Consider the following 23,075-nt stretch of genomic DNA (forward strand, 5'->3'; position numbering starts at 1 on the left):
CCCCCGGGGGGACCGTCGCTCACCTGTCGCCGGGCTCCGCGGGGCAGGGGTCGCCGACGTGGACGTGCGGGACCGGGTAGAGCACCTTGCGACGCTGCTCGGTCAGGCCGCCGAGCCAGGACTCGTCGTAGACGTAGCCGTACCTGCTGCCCGCCCATACCGGGCCGTAGCGGTAGATGACCACGCGGCGCTCGCCGGGGTTGGTCCGGGTGGAGCCGCCGTGCATGAGCCCGTCCACGAAGAGCAGCGCGTCGCCCTTCTCCAGGTGGACGGGGATCGCGCCCGGCAGGGTGTCCATGCGGTCGCCCCTGGCGTAGTCGCCGCCCAGCGGGTGCCGGAAGTTCGACTTGTGCGAGCCCGGCACCACCATCGTCGCGCCGTCGCCCTCGCCGATGTCGGTCAGCGCGAGGATGATGTTGACCTGGCCGCAGCGGAAGACGCCGTGGTCGTAGCGGTAGCCGCAGCGCAGCGCGGTGCGGTAGCCGCCGGAGTGCACGGGGTGGTGCCCGCCCGACTCGCGGATCGAGGCGATCGTCTCGTCGACGAAGACGCCGGGGATGTAGCTGTCCTCCTCGCCCGCGTAGTGCCTGACCAGGTCGAACCAGCTCGGGTGGTCGACCAGCTCCTCGAACGGCCGGCCCGCCGTCACCGCCTGGTGCAGCTCGAAGCCGGTCTCGGGGGTGTAGTCGCGGCGCTGGGCGCCCCGGTACCACTCGCCCCTGGCCAGGTGGCGGGGGAAGGCGTCGAACTCCTCGTTGAGCCGCCGCAGCAGATCCGCGTCCACGGCGTTCCTGAGGATCAGGTAGCCGTTGAGGTCGAACATGAAGTCGTCCAGCTCGGACATGGTGGAACCTCCGGGGTGTGGTGAGATGCCGCCACTCTGCCGCGACGACCTCATTCCGGTCATCCACCCGGAAGATCCGAGATGTCGCATATCCTCAAGGTGTGCAGTCTCTCGCCCAGGTCATCGGCCTGCAGGCGTTCCACGTGACGTCGGGCCCCATGCCCCGCTCCCACATCCACCCCGAGGTCGAGTTCAACCTCGTCCTGTCGGGCACCGCCAGGTACGCGACCGTCGGCGGCGAGGTGGACCTGCCGCCCGGCCGGCTCGCCGTCTTCTGGGGCGGCTACCCGCACCGGCTGCTCACGGCCGAGGGCGTGGACTTCCTCTGGGCCACCGTCCCGCTGAGCGCCGTCATCGGCCACGACCCGCTGCGCGGCGCGGTCGAGCGGGCGCTGTCGGGAGAGTTCCTGTACGGCACCGCCGCAGAGGGCGAGCACGACCGATTCCTCATGAGCCGCTGGGACCGGGAGCTGCGCCACGAGCCGGCCCCCGCCGTGGCCGAGGTCTGCCTGCTGGAGATGCACGCCCGGCTGGCCCGCCTGACCGGCGGGCCGCGCGAGACGGCGCCCGCCGAGGCCGCGGCGGCCGGATCGGCCGAGCGCATGCTGGCCGTCGTCGCCCGCCGCTACACCGAGCGGCTGACGGTCGAGGAGATCGCCGAAGCCGCCGGGGTGCACCCCACCTACGCGGCCCTGGCCTTCAAACGGGCCCTCGGCATGCCCGTCTGGCAGTACGTCACCCGGCTGCGGGTCGCCCACGCCTGCCGGTTGCTGCTGGTCACCGGCTGGGGCGTCGACAGGGTCGCGCACGCCAGCGGCTTCCAGACGAGGTCGAGCTTCTACCGGGCCTTCGGCGAGTCGACCGGCCTGACGCCCACGGAGTTCAGGCGGCGGGCGATCGCCGACGGAGGGTGCCCTCCGTGACGCCCGCCGGGAGGCGCACGGTGACGCGGAGCCCCCCGGACGGGCGGGGGACGAGGTCGAGCGTCCCGTCGTGCGCCCGCACGATGCTGCCGACGATCGCCAGGCCCAGCCCGACCCCCGCGTGGTCGGCGCGGACGCGGTCGGTGCCCCGCCGGAACGGCTCCACCAGCGTGGGGACCACGTCAGGGGGCAGCTCGTCGCCGGTGTTCTCGACGGTGAGGGTCACCGTCCCGGCGTGCACGGCGGTCGTGACCCACACCGTGCCCTGTCCGGCGAGGTTGTGCACGATCGCGTTGTGCACGAGGTTCGTCGTCATCTGGAGCAGCAGCGCGGGCGAGCCGGTGGCGGGGGCCAGGTCTCCGGCGGTCTCGACGGCGAGTCCGCGCCGCTCGGCCAGGGGCAGCAGCGTCTCGACGGCCTCCTCCGCGATCAGCGACAGATCGACGCGCTCGCGCGGGAAGGACCGCTGGTCGGCCCGGCTGAGCAGGAGCAACGCCTCGGTGAGGTCGATCGCCCGGGTGTTGACCAGGTGGAGGCGGTCGACCAGCTCGGCGGGGTCGCGGGTGGGGTCGGTGCGGGCGACGTCGAGCAGCGTCCGGGCGACGGCGAGCGGGGTGCGCAGCTCGTGGGAGGCGTTGGCGGCGAATCTCCGCTGCTCGGCGACGTGCGCTTCGAGCCGTACGAGCATGGTGTCGAAGGCGTCGGCGAGCTCGCGCAGCTCGTCCGCGCGGCCCGGCAGCCGGATGCGGTGCGAGAGCGAGCCGCCGGTGGCCCTGCGGGCGGCGTCGGTGATGCGGGTCAGGGGCGCGAGCATCCGGCCGGCCAGCAGCCACCCGCCCACGAGCCCGAACACCAGCAGGAACGCCAGCACGAGAGCCGCGAACGGGGCGAACGACCGCACGATGGCCGATCGGTTGACCAGGAAGTCGCCGGTGGAGTAGATGGCGTCATCGGGCAGGCCGCGCATGTAGTAGACCCCCACCGCGCCGAGCGGCACGAGGCCCGCGACCACGAGGAACCCGGCGTAGCTCAGGGTGAGCTTGAGCCGCACGCTCAGGCCCGGAGCCCTACCCACGATCCTTCCCCTCGCGCCCGGCGGCGGGCGCCGTGTCGATGCGGTAGCCGACCCCCGCCACGGTGGCGATCACCCAGGGCTCGCCGAGGCGCTTGCGCAGGGACGAGACCGTGATGCGGACGGCGTTGGTGAAGGGGTCGGCGTTCTCGTCCCACGCCCGCTCCAGGAGCTCCTCGGCGCTGACGACCCCGCCCTCGGCGGCGACGAGGACTTCGAGCACGGCGAACTGCTTGCGGGTGAGCGCGACGTAGCGGCCGTCGCGGAAGACCTCGCGGCGGAACGGGTCCAGGCGCAGGCCCGCGATCTCGCGCACCGGCGGCCTGCTGTGGCCCCGCCTGCGGTCGAGCGCTCTGAGGCGGAGCACGAGTTCGCGCAGCTCGAAGGGCTTGGTGAGGTAGTCGTCGGCGCCCAGTTCGAACCCGCTGGCCTTGTCGTCGAGCCGGTCGGCGGCGGTGAGCATGAGGATGGGCATGCCGCTGCCGGAGGCGACGATGTGCCCGGCGATCTCGTCGCCCGAGGGGCCCGGGATGTCGCGGTCGAGGACGGCGATGTCGTAGGCGTTGACGCTCAGCAGCTCCAGGGCGGTGTTCCCGTCGCCGGCGATGTCGGCGGCGATGGCTTCCAGGCGCAGGCCGTCGCGGACGGCTTCGGCCAGATAGGGCTCGTCCTCGACGATCAGTACCCGCATACCCCTGACCGTACGGCCCGGGGCCTATCGCCGGCATATGAAAAATCCCATACGGGCCGGCAACGGCCCGCTGCCTTGACTGGCGGCATGACACCCAGCGGACCAGCACGAACGGCAGCCCGCCGGACCCGGTCGGCCCTGGTGGCCGCGCTCGTCGTCCTCGGCGTGACGCTCGCGGCCGGCGTCGTCGTCCACCGGGCGGTGACGTCCCTGACCGTCTCGGCGTACGACGAGGCCGAGGGGGCCGTGCCCGAGGGCGTGACGGTCTTCGACGACGGGGTCCCGGCCGTCGCCGGCCTCGACGCCGACCTGCTCCGGGCCCTGCGTCGGGCGGCGGCCGAGGCCGCGGGCGACGGCGTCGAGTTCGTCGTCAACAGCGGCCGGCGTTCCCCGGCCTACCAGGAACGGCTGCGCCGGGAGGCGGTCGCCCGGTACGGCTCGGAGCGGGAGGCCGCCCGATGGGTCGCCTCCCCGGACACGTCGCTGCACGTGTCGGGGGACGCGGTGGACCTGGGGGCGGCCGCCGCCGGATGGTTGTCGGCGCACGGCGCCGCGTACGGGCTGTGCCAGATCTACCGGAACGAGCCCTGGCACTACGAACTGCGTCCGGAAGCCGCCGGCCGCGGCTGCCCGCGCATGTACGCCGACCCCACCCGCGACCCGAGGCTGCGGCGCTGACCGACCGAGACGGCGACGCTGCGGGCCAGGTTGGTCATGCTGGCGGCGGCCGTACGCTGCCCCGGCGGGACGACCGCGGCCGTGAACGCCTGCCGCGCCGGTACGTCGATCTTGGACACCGTCTGGCGGAGCAGCAGCAGGACGACGGCGGTGGCCAGGTCCGGGGCGAACGGGACGCAGGCCAGCAGCAGGTTGGCCACGGTGTGGGGGAGGAGCATCGTGGCCAGCCCGCCGGCCAGGGCGTCCAGGGCGGACAGAGCGGCCAGCAGCCGGATCTGGCCGGGCACCCGCCCGCGACGCCGTTCCGGGCCGGCGGGCGCCCGTGCCGCGACGACCAGCAGCCCGTTACGTCCCGGTTCGATCGGAAACAGGCTCCTGGCCTGCGTGTTCGGCATGGGGCATGATGCCCCGGGCGGCGCGGCGGACGTGCCGCGAACGCGCGAAGACGCACGACGACATCGCGCGGGCCCGCCGCCGCGTCAGGTGCTGGCTGCGAGGTGGACGTGCAGGTCGGTGGCGTGGGCGGGGGCGGGGTGGCCGTCCGGGTCGGTGACGGCGGTCACGGCCAGACCGGCGGCCGCGGCCAGCTCCCCGAACACCTCGCGGGTGTACCAGTGCAGGACCCACGGGCGTTCGGCGACGGTGACGTCCGGGCCGTGGTGGCGTTCGTAGCGCAGCAGGGTCGTCTGCGTCCGGGCGGTCTCGTCGCGTCGCTGGGAGACGACGGACACCCGCAAGTCGGCGCCGTCGGGGGCGACGGCCGTGCGCGCCCGGCCGATCTGGTCGGCCGGGGCCGGGTCGGGAGTGAACAGCGGCACCAGCGCGACGCCGCCCTCCGCCAGGTGGGCGCGGATGCCGCGCAGGGCGGCCAGGGCCGTGGCGTCGTCGGGGAGCAGGGTGAAGGTCGGCCCGGCGAGGAAGATCGCCCGGTACCGGCGGGGCAGGCTCAGGCTCTCCATGCGCTGGTGGAACAGCGTCACGGACACGTCCAGCTCGCCGGCCCGGCGCCGGAGCCGGGCCAGCATGTCCGCCGAGGAGTCGACGCCGTCGACCTCCAGGCCGCGCCGGCGCAGCTCCAGCAGGGGATCGCCGTCCCCGCAGCCCAGCTCCAGCGCCGGGACGCCGGTGCGCTCGACGAAGGCGGCATAGGGCTCCGGGTCCTGGGAGACGGATTTCAGCGGTCCGTAGAGCTCCGCGACGAGGCCGGTGTAGAAGTCAGCTGGATCCACCTTCGTCACAGTACGCACATGATCCAGAAGGTTCACTCCATTATCGAGTCCGGGACGGCCGTCGAGACGTGCCAGAATCCGGCGTACCGGCCGCCGCGGCGCAGCAGCTCGTCGTGGCCGCCCGCCTCCACGATCCGGCCGCCGTCGAGGAAGACGACGCGGTCGGCGCGCCGGACGGTCCGCATGCGGTGGGCGACCATGACCACCGTGCGCCCCGCCATCAGGCGCTCGACGCCCTCGTGGACGGCCGCCCAGCCGCCGGGCAGCCGCTCGACCACCTCGTCCAGCCGGGCCGCGGTCGCCGCCGCCCGCGCCGATCACCTGCGACACGACGACGGCGACGAACGCCGGGACGTGCGGACGCAGCAGCCCGCCCGCGCCCGGTTCCGGCGGCGGGACGGCCTCGGGCGGCTCGGGGACGCCCTCGGGCGGTTCGGGGGCCGGCCGGTGTCCCCGGCTCGTTTCGCGGCTGCCGGTCATGGATCCTCCAATTCCGCTACCTGAAGTATCGATACTTAAGGTAGCGCAATCGGATATCGTTCAGGCATGTCCCGAGCGAGCACTTCCGCCAGACCGCCCGGTCGCCCGCGCACCGGCGTCAACGCCGAGGTGTTCGCCGCCACGTTGCGCACCGTCCACGAGCTCGGCTACGCGCGGGCCACCGTCGAGCGCATCGCCGCCGCGGCCGGTGTGGCGAAGACGACGGTCTACCGGCGCTGGCCGACGAAGGGCGAGCTGATCGTCGACTGCCTGCTCGACGCGTTCGGCCCGGCGCCGCTGGAGGGCGCCGACCGGGCCGAGATCATGTCCTCGATCATCCGCTGGATCGCCGGGAAGATCAGCGAGCCGGGCACGGGCGACGCGTTCGCGGGCGTGTTCAGCGACGCCGTCAGCGATCCGGCCCTGCGCGAGGTCCTGTCCACCCGGTTCCAGGACCCGTACCGGCTGGCGCTCCAGGAGGCGCTCGGCGAGCCGGAGCAGCGCGTCCTGCTCTACATCGACGTCGTCGTCGGCACCTTGCTGCACCGGATGGGCATGACCGGCGAGCCGATGGTCGAGTCCGACGTCGACGCGCTGATCGAAATGGTGCTACGGCACTTCGCCGACGGGCCCGGGGGAGCGCCCGGCGCCTGATCTCCGTGCCGCGCCGGCCCTACGGGTGATCAGGCGGAGGGTTCCCGGCGGAGTGGACGGGCCGGGCGTCGCCGTACGCCGACGCCCGGCGCCTGCGCCGGTGCGGGGGGTCACGACACCCCGGAGGCGATCTTGTTCAGCGGGCCCTGACCGCCGTGGGCGGCCTGGGCGGGGTTGTGGACGTGGGCCGTGCCCGCCGGGGCCGGCCAGGCGGGGCCGAAACCGGGGTAGGGGTGGGGCAGCGGGACGGGGGCGGCCGCGCGGGCCGGCCCGGCCGGCACGGTGGAGGCCAGCACACCGGCCACGGCGGCGGCGATCGCGAGGCCGGCTGATCCGCGTCTTCTCTTGAACATTTCGAGGTCCCCTCGACGTGGTCTGGAAGGACCGCCGAGAGTAGCAGATTGTCATGGCTCAAGTACAGAGAGTCACAAGGCGCGGGGTGAGGCAGTAGCGTCATCGCACGTGAGCGATTACGCGCTGTCACCATCGGTCGAGCCTCGGTCCCTGCGGCGGTGGGGCGTGCTGCTGCTCTGCTGGGCCTCGCTCACCATGACCTCCGTCGACCGTTCCACCTGGGGGCCCGCGTCGCTGCAGGCGGGCGAGGCGCTGGGGGTGTCGCTGGCGGGGCTGGGGGCGTTCGCGACGGCGTACTACGTCGGTTACGTGCTGTCCAACATCGGTGGCGGGCTGCTCGGCGACCGGATCGGCAGCCGGGTCGTGTTGTCGGGGTCGCTGTTCACGGCGGGCGGCTTCATGATCGCCTTCGGCTCCGTGCCGTCCGCCGGGGCCGGGATCGCGGTGCAGGCGCTGATCGGGCTCTGCGCGGGGGCCGACTTCGCGGCGGGCGTCAAGCTCATCGCGTCCTGGTTCGGCGAGCGGGAGCGCGGGCTGGCGATGGGCGTGTTCACCATGGCCTCGTCGCTCGGCACGATGATCGCCAACGTGCTCGTGCCCCGGCTGATCCAGTGGTACGACTGGCGGGCCTCGTACCACCTGTTCGGGATCGTGTCGATGGGGCTCGCGCTGGTGTGCCTGACACTGCTGCGGGACCGGCGCGAGCCGACGGCCGCGCGCCCGTCGCTGCGCGGCCTGGCCCGCGACCGCGACCTGCTGCTGATCGGCCTGGCCGGCTTCGGCGGGCTGTGGGGCACGTACGGCTTCGTGACCTGGTCCAACACCCTCATGGTGAAGGGGCACGGGCTCGACCCGGTGGCGGCCGGGACGGTCGTCGTGGTGTTCGCGGCGGCGGGCGCGGTGGGCAAACCGGTCATCGGCCTGGCCACCGACCTGGCCGGACGGGGGCGCAAACGCCCGGCGGTCGCCGTGCTGGTGGCCTTCGCCGCCTGCCTGCTGCTGTTCGGCCGCATGGAGACGGAGACGGCGTTCCTGGTGACGGCCGGGTTCGCGGGGCTGGGCGCGTACCTGTACTCGCCGTTGCTGATCGCCATGGTGCCCGGCCTGTCGGGGACGGCGCTGGCCGGCTCGGCGGCGGGCGCGACGAACGCGGTGGCGCAACTGGGCAGCGTGACCGTGCCGGTCGTCGTGGGGGCGGTCTACCAGGCCGGCGGCTCCTTCTCCGCCGCGTTCGCCACCCTGGCCGCCGGGCCCGTGGCGGGCGCGGTGGCGCTGTGCTTCGTCCGCGAGGCGCGCGGCCGGTCGAGGACCGGCCACGCGCCCCAGGTCGGTTCGCCGGCGTGACGGCGCCGCCGGGCCGGGAGGCGGTCGGCGTGCGGGCGTGACGGCGGCGGGCCGGGGGCGGTCGGGCTGCCGTGTCGTCGCCGGGATTCAGCGCAGCCGGTCCAGCACCGCCCGCAGCACGGGGGCGAACGCGTCGGGGTCGTCGGCGAAGCCCGTGTGGTCGCCGGGGAACAGGACGGGGTCGAGCCCGAGCGCCTGCCCGAGGGCCCGGGAGGCGCGGTCGCACAGCTGCCCGGCCGACTCCTCGCCGATGCCGATCACCAGACCGGGCGTCGCGCGCAGCCGGTCCAGGTCGGGCGCCCAGTGCGTGGTGGCGTGCAGCTCGTGGGCGAACCAGCGGCGCTCGTCGGCGACGTCCCGCGGGTCGCGCGGGCCGCCGAACATCATCTCCAGCGCGCCGTCCGGCACCGTGATGCCGGCCTGGCCCATGACCCCCGCCCAGGCCCCGACGACGTCGCCGCTCAGGTAGGCGGCGATGAGCTCGTCGGTCTGGCGGTGCAGCTCGTCGCGGTCCGGCAGCAGCTCGATCAGCGGCGGTTCGTGGGCGACGACGCCGCGCACCTGCTCGGGACGGGCCTGCGCCAGGGTCAGCGCGGTGACGGCCCCGCCGCTGGAGCCGAAGACGACGGCCGGACCGGCGTCCACGTGCGCCAGCAGGCGGGACAGGTCGTCGGCGCGCAGTCGCGGCGTGGAGTCCTGGGCGGGGTCGTCCAGCGGGCTGTGCCTGATGCCGCGCGAGTCGGTGGTCAGCACCGTGTGGTCGCCCGCGATCAGGTCGGCCAGCGCGGCGAAGGAGCCGGCGTCCATCGGCGCGCCGACGAGTGCGACGAGCGGGCCCTGGCCGCGTACCTCGAAGTGCAGGCGGGCGCCCGGGACGTCGAGCGTGGAGACGGTCGTGGAGACGGTCGCGGTCATGATGTCCTCCTGGAAGCGACGGCCCTGACGTGGGCCGCCGGATGGTCGGCCGCGGCCGCGGTCGTGACGACCGCGTCCAGCAGCGGTGGTGCGGCGACGGCCACGAGCAGCGCCAGGGCTGCCGGGATCACCAGGGCGAGGGGCAGCGACGCCGTCGTGGCGACGTACCCGATGAGGGCGGGGCCGACGAGGCCGCCGCCGTAGCTGACGGTGGTCACCGCGGACAGGCCACGCGCGGCTCCGCCCACGGTTCCGAGCAGGCTGGCCACGACCGGCCAGACCACGGCCACGCCCGCGCCGGACAGCGCCCAACCGGCCATGGCGCAGCCCAGACGGGCGGCCGCCCCCACGGGCAGGACGCCCGCGAGCAGGACGAGCCCGTAACCGGCGGTGGCGGTCGCGCCGGCCAGCCGGATCGTGACGCGGACGCCGAGCCGCGTCCTGACGGCGTCGCCGGCGAACCGGACGAGCGTCATCGCCACGAAGAAGACGGTGTAGACGAGCGACCCGGTGGCCGGGTCGGCGCCCAGGACGCGGGTCGCGTGCACCCCGGCCCAGTCGGTGGCGGCGCCCTCGGCGACGAACGCGGCGGCGCCGATCACGCCCAGCATGGCCAGCACCCCCGGCCTGAGCCGAGCCACCCCCCGCCCCTCCGCCCCCCGCCCCTCCGCTCCGCCCACCCCGCCCGCACCGTCGCCGACGGCCCCGCCCGCACCCCCGCGGGCGGCCCCGACAGTGGTCCTGGCAGCGCCTCCGACGGTGGTCCCGACGGTGGTCCCACCCGTGGTCCCGGTGGTGGTTCCGGCCGTGGCCCGGGTGGTGGCCATGGCGGCGCCCCCGACGGCGGCCATGGCGGCGGTCAGCGCTGTCGCGCCCACCAGCATCAGCACCCGCACGTCGGCCCCCGCACGCAGGGCCGCCGTGACGAGCGCGCCGCCCGCCACCGCGCCGAGCGTCCACGTGCCGTGCACCGTGGCCATGATCGGCCGCCCGAGCCCCCGCTCGACGGCCACCGCCTGGACGCTCAGGGCCACGTTCAGCAGGCCGAAGAGCACCCCGAGCAGAGCGGCCGAGACCATCAGCGGCCCGGAACCGGCCGCCAGCGCCGGGCCGGCCAGCGCCAGCGCCGCCGCCGGTGCGCAGACCCGCAGCAGCCCGCCCCCGGACCACCGGTCGCACAGCCGTCCGGCCACCGGCATGGCCACGAGGGAGCCGGCGGCCAGCACCATGAGCAGCGTGCCGAGCCCGCCGGGCCCGAGCCCGAGGCGCGCGTCGGTGGCGGGCAGCGTGGCGGCCCACACCGCGTTCGTGACGCCCGTCAGCCCGTAGCAGAGCGTGATCGTTCCTCGTCCGGCCATGTCCTGATCCTTGCGGTGGCGCGGCGTCCGGGTCCAACACCTGTTCGAACGCGATTCACGCGCCTGCTGTGTGAATCAGGTAGGAAGGTGGCATGCCGGACGACGTCGAGATCCGCCTGCTGCGCCACTACGTGGCCGTCGCCGAGGAGTTGCACTTCAGCAGGGCCGCCCAGCGCCTGTACGTCGCGCAGCAGGCGCTCAGCCGCGACGTCCGCAAGCTGGAGGACCGGGTGGGCCGCCGGCTCCTGGAGCGCACCACCCGCAAGGTCGCCCTCACCCCGGAGGGACGCCTGCTGCTGACCCGGGCACGGGAGATCCTCGCCCTGTACGACGCCACCATGCTGGACCTGCGCGGCCGGCCCAGGTCGCTGACGGTCGACGTCGTCGGCGCCGGTCTGACCCCTGCCCTGGTGCTGGCCGCGGCCCGCGCCCACGCGCCGGGGGTGGAGTTCTTCGCCCGCTTCCACAGCGGCACCGAAGCGGCTCCGCCCCTGCTGGCCGACGGCCGCCTGGACGTCACCTTCGGCCGCAGCCCCGAACCCCCCGGCCTCGGAACGCCCGGCCCCGGAGCGCTCGGCTCAGGAGCGTCCGGCCTCGGAGTGTCCGGCCCCGGAGCGTCCGGCGTCAGAGTGCCGGGCCTGGGGGCGTCCGGCCGCGTGCGGTGGCGGCCGGTACGTCACGAGCGCATCGCGGTGCTGCTGCCCGAGCGTCACCCGCTGGCCCGGCTGCCCGCGATCCCCCTGGAGTCGTTGCGCGGCGCGAGCCCGTGCATCCGCGCCGGCGACCACGCCACGCCCGGCTGGGAGCACGCCGTCCTGCAGTTGCTGGCCCCCTTCGGCGTCGACGCCGCCCTGGCCCACCCGCACGTGCGCGGCGGCGACGAGCTGGCCCAGCACCTCCGCGACCGCGACGCGCCCATCCTCACGCTCACCACGCAACCCGACATCCCGGGGGCGGTCCTGCGCCCGCTCGTGGACCCGGTCGCCATGTTCCCCTGGACGATGATCTGGCGCGCCGACGACGACCATCCCGGCCTGCGCGCCCTCCACCAGGCCGTGGACGAGCTGGCCGCCGCCCACGACTGGCTCGGCGTCCCGGACGGAGCGTGGTTCCCCGGACCCGAGGCCGGGTCAGCCCGTCACAAGGCGTAGTCGTCAGAAGGCGTAGCGGATGCGGCAGTAGGGGAGCCTGGCGGCGATCAGCCCGGTCAGGGCGGCGACGTAGCGGCCCTTGTGTCCGTTGCGGTAGCGGACGTTCCAGCCGCCCGTCTCCGACCGTTTGGCCTGCTGCAGCTCGGGCCGCCACAACACCTCCTCGGCCTTCGGATGCCAGCCCAGGTTGACCTGGTGGAGCCGGTCGTTGTGGGTCAGGAAGATCACCTCGGCGGCGAGCTGGGCGCGGGCCTCGGGCGACAGCGCGTCGTCGAGCCGCTCCAGCAACTCGGCCCAGTCCTCCAGCCAGCCGTCCCGGACCACCACCGGGCTCAGGTTGACGTGCACTTCGTAACCGGCCGCGACGAAGTCGTCGATCGCGTCGATGCGCTCGGCGACCGGCGAGGTGCGGATGTCCAGGAGCTTGGAGTCGGCGGCGGGCATGAGGCTGAACCGCACCCGCGTACGCCCGCGCGGGTCCCAGCCGAGCAGGTCGCGGTTGACGTACTTGGTGGCGAAGCTGGCCTTGGCGTTGGGCAGGTCGCGGAAGAGCTCGACCAGGTCCCGGACGTTGTCGCAGATCGTGGCGTCGAGCGAGCAGTCGGAGTTCTCGCCGATGTCGTACACCCACAGGCGCGGATCGACCTGGTCGGGCCGGGGTTTGACGCCTTGGCGGGAGGCGTGCCGCCGCAGGTAGCCGGTGATCTGGTCGATGTTGGCGAACACCGTGATCGGGTTGCTGTAACCCTTGCGGCGGGGCACGTAGCAGTAGGCGCACGCCATCGCGCAGCCGTTGGCCGTGGAGGGCGCGATGAAGTCGGCCGAGCGGCCGTTGGGCCGGGCGGTCAGCGACTTCTTGACGCCGAGCACGAGCGCCTCGGTCTTGATCCGCACCCAGCGGGCCACGTTCGCCTCGTCGCCGTACAGCTCGGGGATGCGGTGGTGGCTCTCGACCTCGACGATCTCGGCGCCGGGGAACCTGGCGAGGATCTCGCGCCCGCGCGGCAGCGCGGCGGCCGCGGGCTCGGCGTAGATCCGCCGGACGTCGAGGAGGCCGGTCACGGCCGCTCCGGCTGTTCCATGGGGCAAGAGTATGCGGTCCGCGACGCGAGTTGCCAGGTCAGCACGGGTGCGCCGCAGCTTCGGCAGTGCTCGCGCCGGTACACCCAGCGCTCGGAGGGGGCGTCCGGGTCGCTCACCACCTGCCCGGCGTCCCGGCCGAGAGCGAGATACCGGACCGCCGTGTCCCACAGCCGCCCGGCGGCCTCGGCGCAGACGTCGCGGGCGTTCGGATGCAGGCCGACGAGGAACAGCAGCTCGGCCCGCCACGCGTTCCCGATGCCCGACCACACCTTCTGGTCCAGCACGGCAGCGCCCACCGGCCCGCCGAACGCGGTCAGCCGGGCCACGGCCTGCTCCGGCACGGCGTCCGCGCGCAGCGGATCGGGCCCGAGCGAGTCCCGCAACGCCGTCACCTGCCCGCGGGTCAGCGCCTCGCACCGCGAAGGCGCGATCAGGTCGTAGGCCACCTCGCCGGTCGCCAGCCGCAACCGGGTGCCGGGCCGCGGCGACGTCCCCGGATCGTCGTACCGCAGGAAGACGCCCCGCATGCCCAGGTGGACGTGCACGGTCGGCGCGTCCACGAAGTGGTACAGCAGGTGCTTGCCGACCGCCTCCACCTCCGTCAGCACCCGCCCGTCCCACGGCCGCGCGTCGAACCGCCCCTGCGGCCCGGCGGCGAGCACCGTCCGCCCGGCCAGGTCCGCGTGCTGCCCGGCGGCGTGCCGGTGGATGAGATGTCCTTCGGGCATGCTCGGGCCCATACCCCCGTGAGCTGCGCCGACGCGCCGCGCGCGGCCGGTCCACTGAGTGGACCGAACGTTGCCCGCCGCCCTTCCGCCCCAACAGCATGGACGCGATGTAAGTGATCGCTCACGCAGGGCGACGAACGCTCGGGCGATCAGACCGTCCCACGGAAGGACGAGCACGATGAACGGCAGAACAGCGAGAGCCCTGTCCCGGGCCCTCATCGCGACGGTGGTGGCGGGGGCGGCGGTGACGGCGGTGACGGCCCCCGGCGCGGCCCATGCGGCCGGCGTCCGGGCCGCGGCCGAACCGACGTGCGGGAGCTGGGTCTCCAGCGCCGTCTTCCCCGGCCTGTCGGCCCGGGCCTGCATCTGGGGCACCGGCGCCTCCTGGAAGCAGGCCCAGACCGAGGTCTTCAACGGCACGGGTTTCGCGGTGGAGGTCGAGACCCTGACCGCCACGCTCGACCCGCTCCCCGGCAACGCCCGGTGCACCGCCATCCACCTCCAGAACGGGCAGACCGCGTTCTGCGGCACGCGGAGCGTCCCCGACAACAACCCCTTCCAGTTCGACCGGGCCGTGGGCTCCGTCCAGGTCACCGACCTGGTCCACCGGGAGCAGTTCGCCTTCGCGTCCCCCTTCGTCGGCTGAGCGGGAAAGGGTGGTGAAGCCTTGACCGGTCCCGTGGAGGAGCCGGAGCAGGTCCGCCTGGTCCGCGCCGCCGATCTGGCGGATCTGCGCTTCGGTTTTCCCGGCCTGTCGTTCAAGCGCCCGGCGGCCGGCCGGATCCTGGTCAGGACCGTGCCGGAGCGCGAGGGGCTGATCGTCGTCACGTTCGCCGCGCAGCACATCGTGGAGCAGGCGTTCTTCGAATCGGCCGGGGCCGGGCTGCCCGGCCCCGTCCCGGTGCGGCCCCATCCGGCGCCTCCCGTCGTCTCCCGGATCAGCGGGCGCACCACGCTGGTCTTCGTCGTGGGGCCCGAGGACGAGGTGCCGTACACCGCCGAGGGCCTGCTGGGGGCCATGAGACGGCTGCCGCTGCGCATGGTGGGCGACGAGGGCCCGGCCGACCCGCTGCGCGACCCGGCGGGGGATCCGCGGACCGCGATCGAGCTGCCGTACCGGCTGCTGCTGTCACCGCCCCCCGACGTGCGCTGGACCCACCGCACGGCCCCCGCCGACGGCGCGGACCGGGTGGAGCTGTGGCACACGCGGGTGCGTGACACACGGGTCAGGGCCGTGTGGACCAGGGACTTCCCCGGCGACACGCCGGTCGATCCGCCGCCCGACCCGCTTCCCACGTCGCTGACGCCCGCCGACCGGGCCGCGCTCGTCCACCTCACCAGCGACCGCGGGCTGTTCACCGAGCCGGGGCACCAGCCGTACGTGCCCGTGCCCGTCGAGGTCGGCCACCTGATCCTGTCCGCCCTGGGCGGCTGGCTCGACGCCCTGGGCAGCTGGGACTCCCGCCCGGCGATCACCAACGTCAGCCAGTGGCGGCACCGCGCGGCCATGGGCCGCGACCACTACGTGCGGGTGCTCTACTCGGGCTACCTGTGCCCCTTCGGGCACCGCGCGGACCTGGTGAAGGTGACCGAGCGGAAGTTCGATCCAGATCGCCCGGAACATCCCGCCTACCTGGCCCAGCGCATCTTCATCACCTGCCGCGAACCGGTCCGGGACTTCCCGCCCGGCACGGCCCGCCGCGACGACGACGGCGAACGACTCGACGCCCTGTTCCCGTTCCGGCGGGTCGAGCTGCTGACCCTGGTCACCCCCGACCTCTCCCCGCCCGCCGATGTCCTGCCGGTGGGCGAAGGGCAGCACGCCTTCTTCCCCGCCGTCCGCGACCAGGACCCGTACCTGTTCAAGGTGCGCGCGACCGACCTGGCCGGGCGGGAGACCGAGTTCAGCACCCCGCTGCTGTTCCTCACCGAGAACTTCAACAAGGGCGCCGACCTGGTGGCGGCGGCAGCGGCGTACAACGCTCTGGACCCGGGTCCGGCGGAGGCCCCGCCGGACCGGCTGAGCGCCGCCCTGCACGGCGCCCGGGTCGCCGTCGCCGCGCCCGCCGCGCCCGGCGACACCACCGTCGAGGCCGCGACCCTCGTCTGGGGGGCCGCCCTGCCGACGGACCGCGACGACCGGCTCCACCAGCGGATCCCCGGCTTCCTCCCGGTGCTGCGCTGGGCCTCGGCGGTGGTCCCGGCCGTGAGCAGGCTCACCGGCGCGGCCGGGCCCCGCCCGGTCCGGTACGCCCGGCGCTACCGGCTGGCCGCCTTCGACCGGACGCCCGACAGGCCCGGCGACCCCGTCAACCCCGGCGAGGTCTTCCTGGAACTGGTCACCGGCACGTCCCCGCTGGTCATGGACTTCGACGACCAGCGGGACCGCGCCGGCGGCCTGGCCGCGCCCACGTTCACCGTCGCGGGCCTGTCCCGCCTGACCGGGCCCGTCAGCGCCGCCAGAACACCCGCCGCCGCAGCGGCCGACCCGCTCGGGACGGTCGCCGACGGCGCCTTCCGGCCCTCGGACTTCTTCGACGCGATCGGCGCGAACCTGTTCGGCGTCATCCCGCTGTCCGCCCTGGTCAAGGCCGCCGGCCTGGACGAGGAGCTGAAGGCGCCGCGGTTCGTCACGCAGACCGTCAACGCCGCCACCTCCTTCCTCTCAGACCTGCGCCGCGCCGAACGCCAGCTCACCGGCGTGGCCGAGCGCTTCCCGGCGGTGGCCGCCGCGGCCGGGCGGGTGCGGACCACCGCGCTCACCCTCGCCGCCACCGTCGAGGCGTTCATCGCGGGAACGGCCGACCTCGGCCAGGTGGACGCGGCCTTCCGCGACTTCAGTGCCGCCCTCGACGCGCTCGGCGCCGGCCTTCCCGCCGACGTGGACCACGCCGTCGTCACGCTGCTCGGCCACCTGCGACAGGCCCTCGCCATCTGGGACGACGCCCCCGCCGGGGTACTGCCCCTGCGGCAGGCGATCGAGAGCGCCAGGGCGGGACTGCGGCTGCCGGAGTCCGTCGCCGCCCGGCTGGAGTGGACGCCCGACATCCAGCCCTGGTCGTTGCGCGAGGGCGAGCCGCCGGTCTTCGTCCCGCACGACGGCCACGGCGACCCGGCGCGCGAGGGCCGCTTCTCCGTGGTCGTCGACCTGCGCGCCGGGCTGCGGCCCGACACCCGCCCGGCCGCCGACGTGACCTGCACGCTGGAGGAGTTCGACCTGGTGCTGCTGCCGGGCGTGCTGGAGGCGATGCGGCTGGACTTCCGGCGGATCAGGTTCACCATGCGGGCCGGCGAGAAGCCCGACGTCGAGGTGGCGTTCCGGAACGTCGAGTTCATCGGGGCGCTGTCGTTCGTCGAGACGCTGCGCCGGATCATCCCGCTCGACGGGTTCAGCGACCCGCCGACGCTCGACGTCTCCCCGCGCGGCGTGCTGGCGAGGTACGGGATGCCGCTGCCGAACCTGGCGATCGGCGTCTTCAGCCTGGAGAACATCTCCCTGAACGCCTACCTGGACCTGCCGTTCGCGGGCACCCGGCCGCTGGAGATCGGGTTCGCGTTCTGCCGCAGGGACGCGCCGTTCCGGCTCACCGTCTCGCTGTTCGGCGGCGGCGGCTGGTTCGGGATCGTGCTGTCGCCCGACGGGGTCCGCGCGCTGGACGCCGGCCTGGAGTTCGGGGCCGCGGCGTCCGTCGACTTCGGGGTGGCCAGCGGCAGCGTGTCGGTGATGGCCGGGATCTACTTCCACCTCGACGCCGCGACCGGGCAGGCCGTCCTGTTCGGCTACTTCCGCGCCCGCGGCGAGGTGGACGTCCTCGGCCTGGTCTCCGCCTCCATCGAGCTCTACCTGGAGCTGGGGTACGAGGGCGGCGACGCGGTCGGCCGGGCGCGGATCACGATCACCATCGAGATCGGGTTCTTCGAGGAGTCCGTCGAGATCAGCTGCGAGAAGCGGTTCGGCGGCGCCCGGTCACCGACCGCCGCCGCGGAGCTCGCCGAGGGCGCGGTCGTGGACGGCGGCCAGGCGGGCGGTTCCGCCGCGACCTTCGCCCAGATGATGGCGCCGTACCGGGATCCGGTCACCGGCGCGCGACGGGACCCGGTCGCCGAGTACTGCGGCGCCTTCGCGGCGGTGGCCTGACATGAGCGAACGGACCGGACCGAGTACGGGGGAGCGCATGGGCACGTTCAAGGTTCTGTGGACGGCGTTGCCGGCCGGGCCGGCCGGGCCGGGCGAGGTGCGGCTGTCGGTCGCCGTCGGGCCCCGGCTGGAGGCACCGCGCGGCCGGCTCGACGACGTCGGGGAGTTCACCGACTGGCCGAGGACGCTGCGCGAGACGGTGCTGCCGGCCCTGCGGATCGTGTGGGACGGCCACGCGGCCCCGGTCGTCCCACACCCCGACCCGAGATCCCCCGCCCCCGACTCCGACCTGTGGGGCAGGCTCTTCCCGGCCGCCTCGCCGGTGCGGTCGCGCTCCCTGGCCGCCGTCGGCGCCCTCGGCGCGGCGGTCACGGGCGGGTCGCCGGGCGTGCGGGTGTTGCGGTCGTTCCCCGCGGCGCTGGTCCATGAGCGCATCGCCACGCTGTACGACCAGATCGGCCAGGCCGTGATCAGCGACCGCCTCACGCCTCCGGGAAACGGCGAGGCCGCCCTCGGGGACGGCCGCCCGCGACGGCCCTGGCGTCAGCCCTACACCGGTCTGGTCCGCGAACTTCCGGTGGCCGGTGAGATGAGCAGGTTCAGCGGCGACCCCCAGGCCGCCTACCGGGCCATCGACGGCATGATCGGCGGGAGCCCGAGCTCCGCCGCCGAGCTCGGCCCGGCCACCCTCGACCGGACGAGCGCGGCCTACCGGGGCGACGAGACGAGGTTCGCGCTGGCCGAGGCCGTCAGGTTCTACGACCGGCCCAAGCCTCCCGGCAACGGCGGCGGCCCGGCGGGCGCGGAGACCGGGCGGCCCCGGCCGGAGCCGCCCGACGTGGAGTTCCACGGCGTCTGCGGCTTCCTGGCCGACTATCCGGAGCTGTGCCGCCGGCTCGGGCTCGTCCTCGACCTCCTCGTCCCCGTGCCGCCTGGGCTCGCCGCCGCCGGACGGCTCCGGGTGGCGTTCGAGGACGTGCCCCCGCCGTTCGACACCGACCGGCTGCGGCCGTGGACGCTCTACGACTTCGCGCCGGGGGAGCGCTTCACCGCCGCGTCGCCGCCCGGGCACCCCGTCCAGGGCGGCTGGCTCGGCCTCGGCGGCGACGACTGGACGGTCACCGACGCCGACGTCGACGGCGCGGCCATCAAGGCCGCCGACTTCACCGCGCTGATCGAGCGCATGCACGGCCTGAGCGGGCCGAGCGGCCAGCCGAGCGCCCAGCACCTGGGCACCGGCACGACGGCGCTCCAGGGCGCCGGGCTCACCGTCTTCCACCGCGGACGGGACGCCTGGCTGGCCGCCCAGATCGGCGACGACGCCGCCCACCAGCGGGGACCGGACGACGCGGTGCCCGAGCTGCACGCCGGGCACCTGGTCCGCGGGTTCCGCGTGGACGCCGGGATCGTCGGCCCGGGCGGGGCCGTCACCCGCTGGCTCTCCCTGTGCCGCCGCCGGGGCTCCTACCTCATCCGCCGCGGCGGGCAGCCGCCGTACTGGATCGAGGGGATCGCCGACGACGAGGGCGCGGTCCGGGCGAGCGCCGTCACCCGCGACGCCACCAGGACCGACGAGCTGTACGTGCACCAGGCGCTGTTCGGCTGGGACGGCTGGAGCCTGGCCGCCCCGCTGCCCGGCCGCACGCTGGACAGGTTGGGCCGGCCCGTCGTCGCCGATCCGGAGGTGGACGCGAACTTCCCGCTCGACACCAAGTTCACGCCGGTGCCCGGCTCGCTGCCGGCGCTCCGGTACGGGCGCACCTACCGGCTGCGGGCCCGCGTCGTGGACCTGGCGGGCAACGCCCTGGACCCGGAGGCGCAGGCGCCCGCGTCCGCGCTGTCGCGGGCGATCACGTACTCGCGGTGGGAGCCGGTGCCGCCGCCCGTGATCGTCGAGCGCAGGCCGTTCAACGAGGGCGAGTCGAGCCAGTGCCTGGTCATCCGGAGCACCGTCACGGCCGCCGGACGGGACGTGCCCGCCTGGGAGTGGGCCCTCGACCGCCAGGACGTCCCCGGCCACACCGACCACCCGCCCGCCGCCGACGGGCTGAGCCGCCGGTACGTCTACTACGACGAGCGGTTCGTCGCCCCGCCCAAGACGTCGCTGCAGATGGCCGAGCGGCACGGCCGGTTCGACGACGCCATCGGCGGCGACCGGCCGCAGGAGGTGCGCAGACGGTTCTTCACGGCCGCCGCCCGCGAGGCCGGCACGTTCCTAGACACCGTGGTCAGCTACGCCGACGACCCGCGCCGCACCCGCGACCTGCTGCTCTTCGGCGAGATCGCGGTCGCCAAGCACGACGCCGCAGACCCCGAGCCGGTCACCCAGCTGCCCGTGACGCGCGGCGCCGGGCTGAAGCGCGGCGAGTTCGTCGTGCACACCGCCGCCGAGCTGATCCTGCCGTACCTGCCCGACGTCCTGGCCAGGGGCATCACGCTGTACGGCCTGCCGGGCGCGCCGCCCATGTACCCCGTCTCCTTCTACGACGGCTTCCACGACGTCTGGCCGGACGCGGCGCCGTTCACCCTGCGGATCGAGGAGGGGGACGGGCCGCCGCGATGGCAGGACGTCCCGCGCCGGCTCACCGTCCACCTGCCCAAGGCCGAGACGGCGACCGTACGGCTCAGCTGCCGGCTCACCGCGGCCGATCTCGCCCTGCTGCCCGTCTGGCAGCGCCTGCTCGTCTCGGACTTCTGGCGCGACCTGACCGACGACGAACGGGAGCTGATCGCCGAGGAGACCGTGGCCGGGCTGAACTGGCTGCTCACCCCGTACACGGAGCTGCGCCTCGTGCACGCCGTCGAACGCCCGCTGTCACCGCCCGCGCTCGCCGGGCTGGACTTCGCCCGCGACCCCGGACAGACCTTCGCCGACCTGCGGGGCACCCTGCGCGCACACCCCCGCAGCACCGGGCACGTCGACATCGACGCCACCTGGACGCGCTGGATCGACGACGTCACCGAACCGGCCCCCCGCCGGATCAGGGAGCACGCCCACGTCGGCCGGGTCGAGCTGGCCCACGCCGACCGCGAGGAGGTGCGCCTGCCGCACTCGGCCACCCCGGTCCGCCACGACTTCGGCGACACGCTGCACCGCAACGTCGCCTACCGGCCGACCGCCACCACCCGGTTCCGCGAGTACTTCCACCCGTCGATCACCGCCGATCCCGGCCTCGTCACCAGCGCCGGCGAGCCGAGCGCCGGACCGTCCGGGCGGGGCTGGCCGGTGCCCGCGAGCAGGCGGCCGGAGCCGCCGAAGCCGTCGTACCTGCTGCCCACCTTCCGGTGGAGCCGGCAGGAGGACCGCCGCGAGCGGCGTCTGGTGTCGGTACGCGACGGGGCCGGCGTCCGGGTCCACCTGGACCGGCCGTGGTTCTCCTCCGGCGACGACGAGTTGCTGGCGGTCGTCCTCGACCCGCCCGGGGGCGACGCGCTGCCCGGCCGGCTGGCGACCCGGTGGGGCACCGACCCCGTCTGGTCGGACGCGACCGTGCTGCCCCCGCCCGCTCCCGGCAACTTCCCCGGCCCCGTCACCGCCGTCGGGCTGCGACTGGCCGAGTCGGGGGAGGGCCGCGAGCTGACCGGGGCCGTCGTGGCGTACGAGCCGTCGTACGACGCGGCCAAACGCCTGTGGTTCGCCGACGTGGACGTGGACCTGGGCACGGCCGGCCAGGCGTCGGCCTGCTTCCCGTACCTGCGCCTGGCCCTGGCCCGCTACCAGCCGCACGCGCTGACCGCGCTGGAGCTGTCGCCGGTGGTGCAGGCCGAGTTCGCGCAGCTCGTGCCGCGCCGGACGCTGACGGTCGAGGAGGTGTCCGGCGGGGGGCTGCGCGTCGTCCTCGCCGGGCCCGCCGCCGCCACCGAGCTCGGCGCGTCGGCCGGTGCCGGGCTGCCCGGGGTCGCGGCGAGCCACCGCGTCACCGCGACCGTCCAGCGGCGGCCCTTCACCAGCGCGGAGGAGCTCGACTGGACGGACACGCCGATCAAGGCCGAACTGACCTGCGGCCCGGCCGGGGCCGGCTACCAGTGGTCGGCGGTGATCCCGCCGGCGGTGCTGGACATCGTCTGGCAGTACCGCCTCCTGGTCGAGGAGCGCGAACGCTACCGCACCGACCCCGGCACGGCCGATGAGACGGTCGTGATCGACGCGGCCGGGGGTGGTGCGCCGGAGCGGATCCCGGTGGGCGAGCGGCTCGCGCACGCGGACAGCGTCCCGCTGCGCGCCCGGCTGGGGCGGCTGGTCATCGACTTCGACGCCTAGCCGGACCGCCCGGCCGTGACCGGCGGCGACGGCCGCCGGTACCCCCTTCAGACGGGCGGCTGGGGGCTCAGCGGTCGCGTGGCGGGCCTTCCGGGGCGGCCAGCAGGCTCAGGGCACGGCCCGCTCCCGGCACCCGGGCCAGATTGGCGCTGATGCACGCCGCGGTCTCGCGTACGGCGTCGGCCAGCAAGGGCAGCCGGTTCGTGCCGACCACCACGACGGCCGCCGCGGCCACCACGGCCCCCGTCGGCGCGCGCACGGGGGCGGCCACACAGCCCAGGGGCGGCAGGGCCGCCTCGAAGTCGAAGGCCACCCGCCGCTCGCGGGCGTCGCCGACCCGCCGCGCCCACTCGGCCGGGGAGTGCCCCTCCGGCAGGCTCCAACCGGGATCGGGACGGCGGCCCGACACCGGGTTGCCCACCGCCAGCACGACCTCGGCGGCGCTGGCCACCGGAAGCACCAGGCCGGGACGCATGCGGAAGACCTCGTCCACGGCCGGGTCGCCGATCCCCGAGACGACGATGACGTCGTCGCCGTCCCTGACCGCGATGGTCACCGCGCATCCGGCGGCGGCCAGCCGGCGCAGCGGCCGCACGGCGGCCGTGCTCAGCACCTGGGCCGGTGACCAGCGCTGACCCCAGCGGAACATCCGCGTGCCGATGCGGTAGCGGCCGCCGTCCTCGCGGTGGACCAGGCCGAGGTCGGTGAGCCGGCACAACAACCGGTGGGCGGTCGCCTTGGGCAGGCCGGTGGCCACGGCGAGCTGCGTCAGCCCGGCCTCCTCCACCCGCGCGAGCTCCTCCAGCACCGCGAACGCGCCGTGCAGCACCCCGCGCCCGGCAGCGGGCCCGGCTCGTCCGTCGTCACCGTGGCCGCCGCCGAGCTCTTCCGGGCAGAATTCCATCGCGCACCCCCCGGGTCGCACTGACCCACCCGTTCGTATCACCAGGACGGACGCGCTCCCCAGATTCCCGGCCGCCATAAGTGACTAACCAATCACTCAAAGTGATGCGGCGAGGCGAGTGCACACTTCGGGGGCCTGATCGCAAGAGGTGCGGACGGCTATAGGCGAGTTTCTCCGTCGATAGGGTGACGTGTCGCAATGACACGACTACTTATCGTGTGCGAGCGGTATCAGTCGTTCGGCCGGGCGGACACCGGCGACGGGCGCG

The 23,075-nt window shown here is 74.7% G+C and carries 20 protein-coding genes; 8 read left to right on the plus strand and 12 right to left on the minus strand.

All coding sequences use genetic code 11. The annotated features are described in order from the left end of the window. Positions 1-19: 19 nt before the first annotated feature. On the minus strand, positions 20-844 hold the full coding sequence (locus ACIBQ6_RS02515; protein ID WP_397209811.1) for a phytanoyl-CoA dioxygenase family protein: 825 nt from the start codon (positions 842-844) through the stop codon (positions 20-22). 101 nt (positions 845-945) lie between these two features. Between ACIBQ6_RS02515 and ACIBQ6_RS02520 the strand changes: the two genes are divergently transcribed. Next, positions 946-1,767, plus strand: a complete 822-nt coding sequence (locus ACIBQ6_RS02520) for a helix-turn-helix domain-containing protein (RefSeq protein ID WP_358301560.1) — start codon at positions 946-948, stop codon at positions 1,765-1,767. On the opposite strand, the gene ACIBQ6_RS02525 is transcribed toward ACIBQ6_RS02520, so the two are convergent. After that, positions 1,727-2,842: a HAMP domain-containing sensor histidine kinase gene (locus ACIBQ6_RS02525; RefSeq protein WP_358301557.1), complete on the minus strand. Its 1,116-nt coding sequence runs from the start codon at positions 2,840-2,842 to the stop codon at positions 1,727-1,729. The genes ACIBQ6_RS02520 and ACIBQ6_RS02525 overlap by 41 nt on opposite strands. Further along, positions 2,835-3,530, minus strand: coding sequence for a response regulator transcription factor (locus ACIBQ6_RS02530; RefSeq protein WP_358301554.1), 696 nt, complete (start codon positions 3,528-3,530; stop codon positions 2,835-2,837). The genes ACIBQ6_RS02525 and ACIBQ6_RS02530 overlap by 8 nt, the downstream gene beginning before the upstream one ends. An 87-nt stretch (positions 3,531-3,617) precedes the next feature. On the opposite strand from ACIBQ6_RS02530, the gene ACIBQ6_RS02535 reads away from it, so the two are divergent. Continuing rightward, a complete protein-coding gene (locus tag ACIBQ6_RS02535) occupies positions 3,618-4,208 on the plus strand; it encodes a D-alanyl-D-alanine carboxypeptidase family protein (protein ID WP_397209812.1) in 591 nt (196 codons plus the stop codon). Here ACIBQ6_RS02535 and ACIBQ6_RS02540 read toward each other — a convergent pair. The 3 genes from ACIBQ6_RS02540 to ACIBQ6_RS02550 all read right to left on the minus strand — a co-directional run bounded on the left by ACIBQ6_RS02540 (position 4,124) and on the right by ACIBQ6_RS02550 (position 5,715). Continuing rightward, positions 4,124-4,603 carry a hypothetical protein gene (locus ACIBQ6_RS02540; RefSeq protein WP_397209813.1) on the minus strand — a complete coding sequence of 160 codons (480 nt, stop codon included), beginning with the start codon at positions 4,601-4,603 and terminating at the stop codon, positions 4,124-4,126. The genes ACIBQ6_RS02535 and ACIBQ6_RS02540 overlap by 85 nt on opposite strands. 84 nt (positions 4,604-4,687) lie before the next feature. After that, the gene (locus ACIBQ6_RS02545) at positions 4,688-5,437 is read right to left on the minus strand and encodes a class I SAM-dependent methyltransferase (RefSeq protein ID WP_397209814.1); all 750 of its coding nucleotides are present in this window, start codon (positions 5,435-5,437) and stop codon (positions 4,688-4,690) included. Positions 5,438-5,469: 32 nt separating this feature from the next. After that, a complete protein-coding gene (locus tag ACIBQ6_RS02550; RefSeq protein WP_358301543.1) occupies positions 5,470-5,715 on the minus strand; it encodes a hypothetical protein in 246 nt (81 codons plus the stop codon). 268 nt (positions 5,716-5,983) lie between these two features. On the opposite strand from ACIBQ6_RS02550, the gene ACIBQ6_RS02555 reads away from it, so the two are divergent. Further along, positions 5,984-6,571 (plus strand): TetR/AcrR family transcriptional regulator, encoded by a 588-nt coding sequence (locus ACIBQ6_RS02555; RefSeq protein ID WP_397209815.1) that lies wholly within the window; start codon positions 5,984-5,986, stop codon positions 6,569-6,571. Between the two features lie 110 nt (positions 6,572-6,681). Here the strand turns inward: ACIBQ6_RS02555 and ACIBQ6_RS02560 are convergent, their stop codons facing one another. Then, positions 6,682-6,924: a hypothetical protein gene (locus ACIBQ6_RS02560; RefSeq protein WP_397209816.1), complete on the minus strand. Its 243-nt coding sequence runs from the start codon at positions 6,922-6,924 to the stop codon at positions 6,682-6,684. Between the two features lie 109 nt (positions 6,925-7,033). On the opposite strand from ACIBQ6_RS02560, the gene ACIBQ6_RS02565 reads away from it, so the two are divergent. Then, on the plus strand, positions 7,034-8,269 hold the full coding sequence (locus ACIBQ6_RS02565; RefSeq protein ID WP_397209818.1) for an MFS transporter: 1,236 nt from the start codon (positions 7,034-7,036) through the stop codon (positions 8,267-8,269). 87 nt (positions 8,270-8,356) lie between these two features. Here the strand turns inward: ACIBQ6_RS02565 and ACIBQ6_RS02570 are convergent, their stop codons facing one another. After that, positions 8,357-9,184 carry an alpha/beta fold hydrolase gene (locus ACIBQ6_RS02570; RefSeq protein WP_397209819.1) on the minus strand — a complete coding sequence of 276 codons (828 nt, stop codon included), beginning with the start codon at positions 9,182-9,184 and terminating at the stop codon, positions 8,357-8,359. Then, positions 9,181-10,542 carry an MFS transporter gene (locus tag ACIBQ6_RS02575; protein WP_397209820.1) on the minus strand — a complete coding sequence of 454 codons (1,362 nt, stop codon included), beginning with the start codon at positions 10,540-10,542 and terminating at the stop codon, positions 9,181-9,183. Before ACIBQ6_RS02575 ends, ACIBQ6_RS02570 begins: the two co-directional genes overlap by 4 nt. Positions 10,543-10,634: 92 nt before the next feature. Here ACIBQ6_RS02575 and ACIBQ6_RS02580 point away from each other — a divergent pair, with 92 nt between their 5' ends. Beyond that, positions 10,635-11,693 carry a LysR family transcriptional regulator gene (locus tag ACIBQ6_RS02580; RefSeq protein ID WP_397209821.1) on the plus strand — a complete coding sequence of 353 codons (1,059 nt, stop codon included), beginning with the start codon at positions 10,635-10,637 and terminating at the stop codon, positions 11,691-11,693. Between the two features lie 3 nt (positions 11,694-11,696). Here the strand turns inward: ACIBQ6_RS02580 and ACIBQ6_RS02585 are convergent, their stop codons facing one another. Both ACIBQ6_RS02585 and ACIBQ6_RS02590 read right to left on the minus strand, forming a co-directional pair. Further along, complete coding sequence (locus ACIBQ6_RS02585) at positions 11,697-12,755, minus strand: spore photoproduct lyase family protein (RefSeq protein ID WP_397160050.1); 1,059 nt, start codon at positions 12,753-12,755, stop codon at positions 11,697-11,699. Next, positions 12,752-13,504: a DNA-formamidopyrimidine glycosylase family protein gene (locus ACIBQ6_RS02590; RefSeq protein WP_397209823.1), complete on the minus strand. Its 753-nt coding sequence runs from the start codon at positions 13,502-13,504 to the stop codon at positions 12,752-12,754. The genes ACIBQ6_RS02585 and ACIBQ6_RS02590 overlap by 4 nt, the downstream gene beginning before the upstream one ends. A 178-nt stretch (positions 13,505-13,682) precedes the next feature. Here ACIBQ6_RS02590 and ACIBQ6_RS02595 point away from each other — a divergent pair, with 178 nt between their 5' ends. Genes ACIBQ6_RS02595 through ACIBQ6_RS02605 form a run of 3 tightly spaced genes read left to right on the plus strand, consistent with a single transcriptional unit; the run spans position 13,683 to position 21,903 of the window. Next, positions 13,683-14,150 (plus strand): hypothetical protein, encoded by a 468-nt coding sequence (locus ACIBQ6_RS02595; protein ID WP_397209824.1) that lies wholly within the window; start codon positions 13,683-13,685, stop codon positions 14,148-14,150. A 21-nt stretch (positions 14,151-14,171) separates the two neighbouring features. Beyond that, positions 14,172-17,642: a hypothetical protein gene (locus ACIBQ6_RS02600; RefSeq protein ID WP_397209825.1), complete on the plus strand. Its 3,471-nt coding sequence runs from the start codon at positions 14,172-14,174 to the stop codon at positions 17,640-17,642. A gap of 1 nt (position 17,643) precedes the next feature. Next, entirely contained in the window at positions 17,644-21,903 is a 4,260-nt protein-coding gene (locus ACIBQ6_RS02605; protein WP_397209826.1) for a hypothetical protein, read from the plus strand. 67 nt (positions 21,904-21,970) lie between these two features. Here ACIBQ6_RS02605 and ACIBQ6_RS02610 read toward each other — a convergent pair whose 3' ends face one another. Then, positions 21,971-22,807 (minus strand): IclR family transcriptional regulator, encoded by an 837-nt coding sequence (locus tag ACIBQ6_RS02610; RefSeq protein WP_397209827.1) that lies wholly within the window; start codon positions 22,805-22,807, stop codon positions 21,971-21,973. Between the last annotated feature and the right edge of the window lie 268 nt (positions 22,808-23,075).

It is taken from the genome of Nonomuraea sp. NPDC049655 (assembly GCF_044465465.1).
GTDB lineage: Bacteria > Actinomycetota > Actinomycetes > Streptosporangiales > Streptosporangiaceae > Nonomuraea.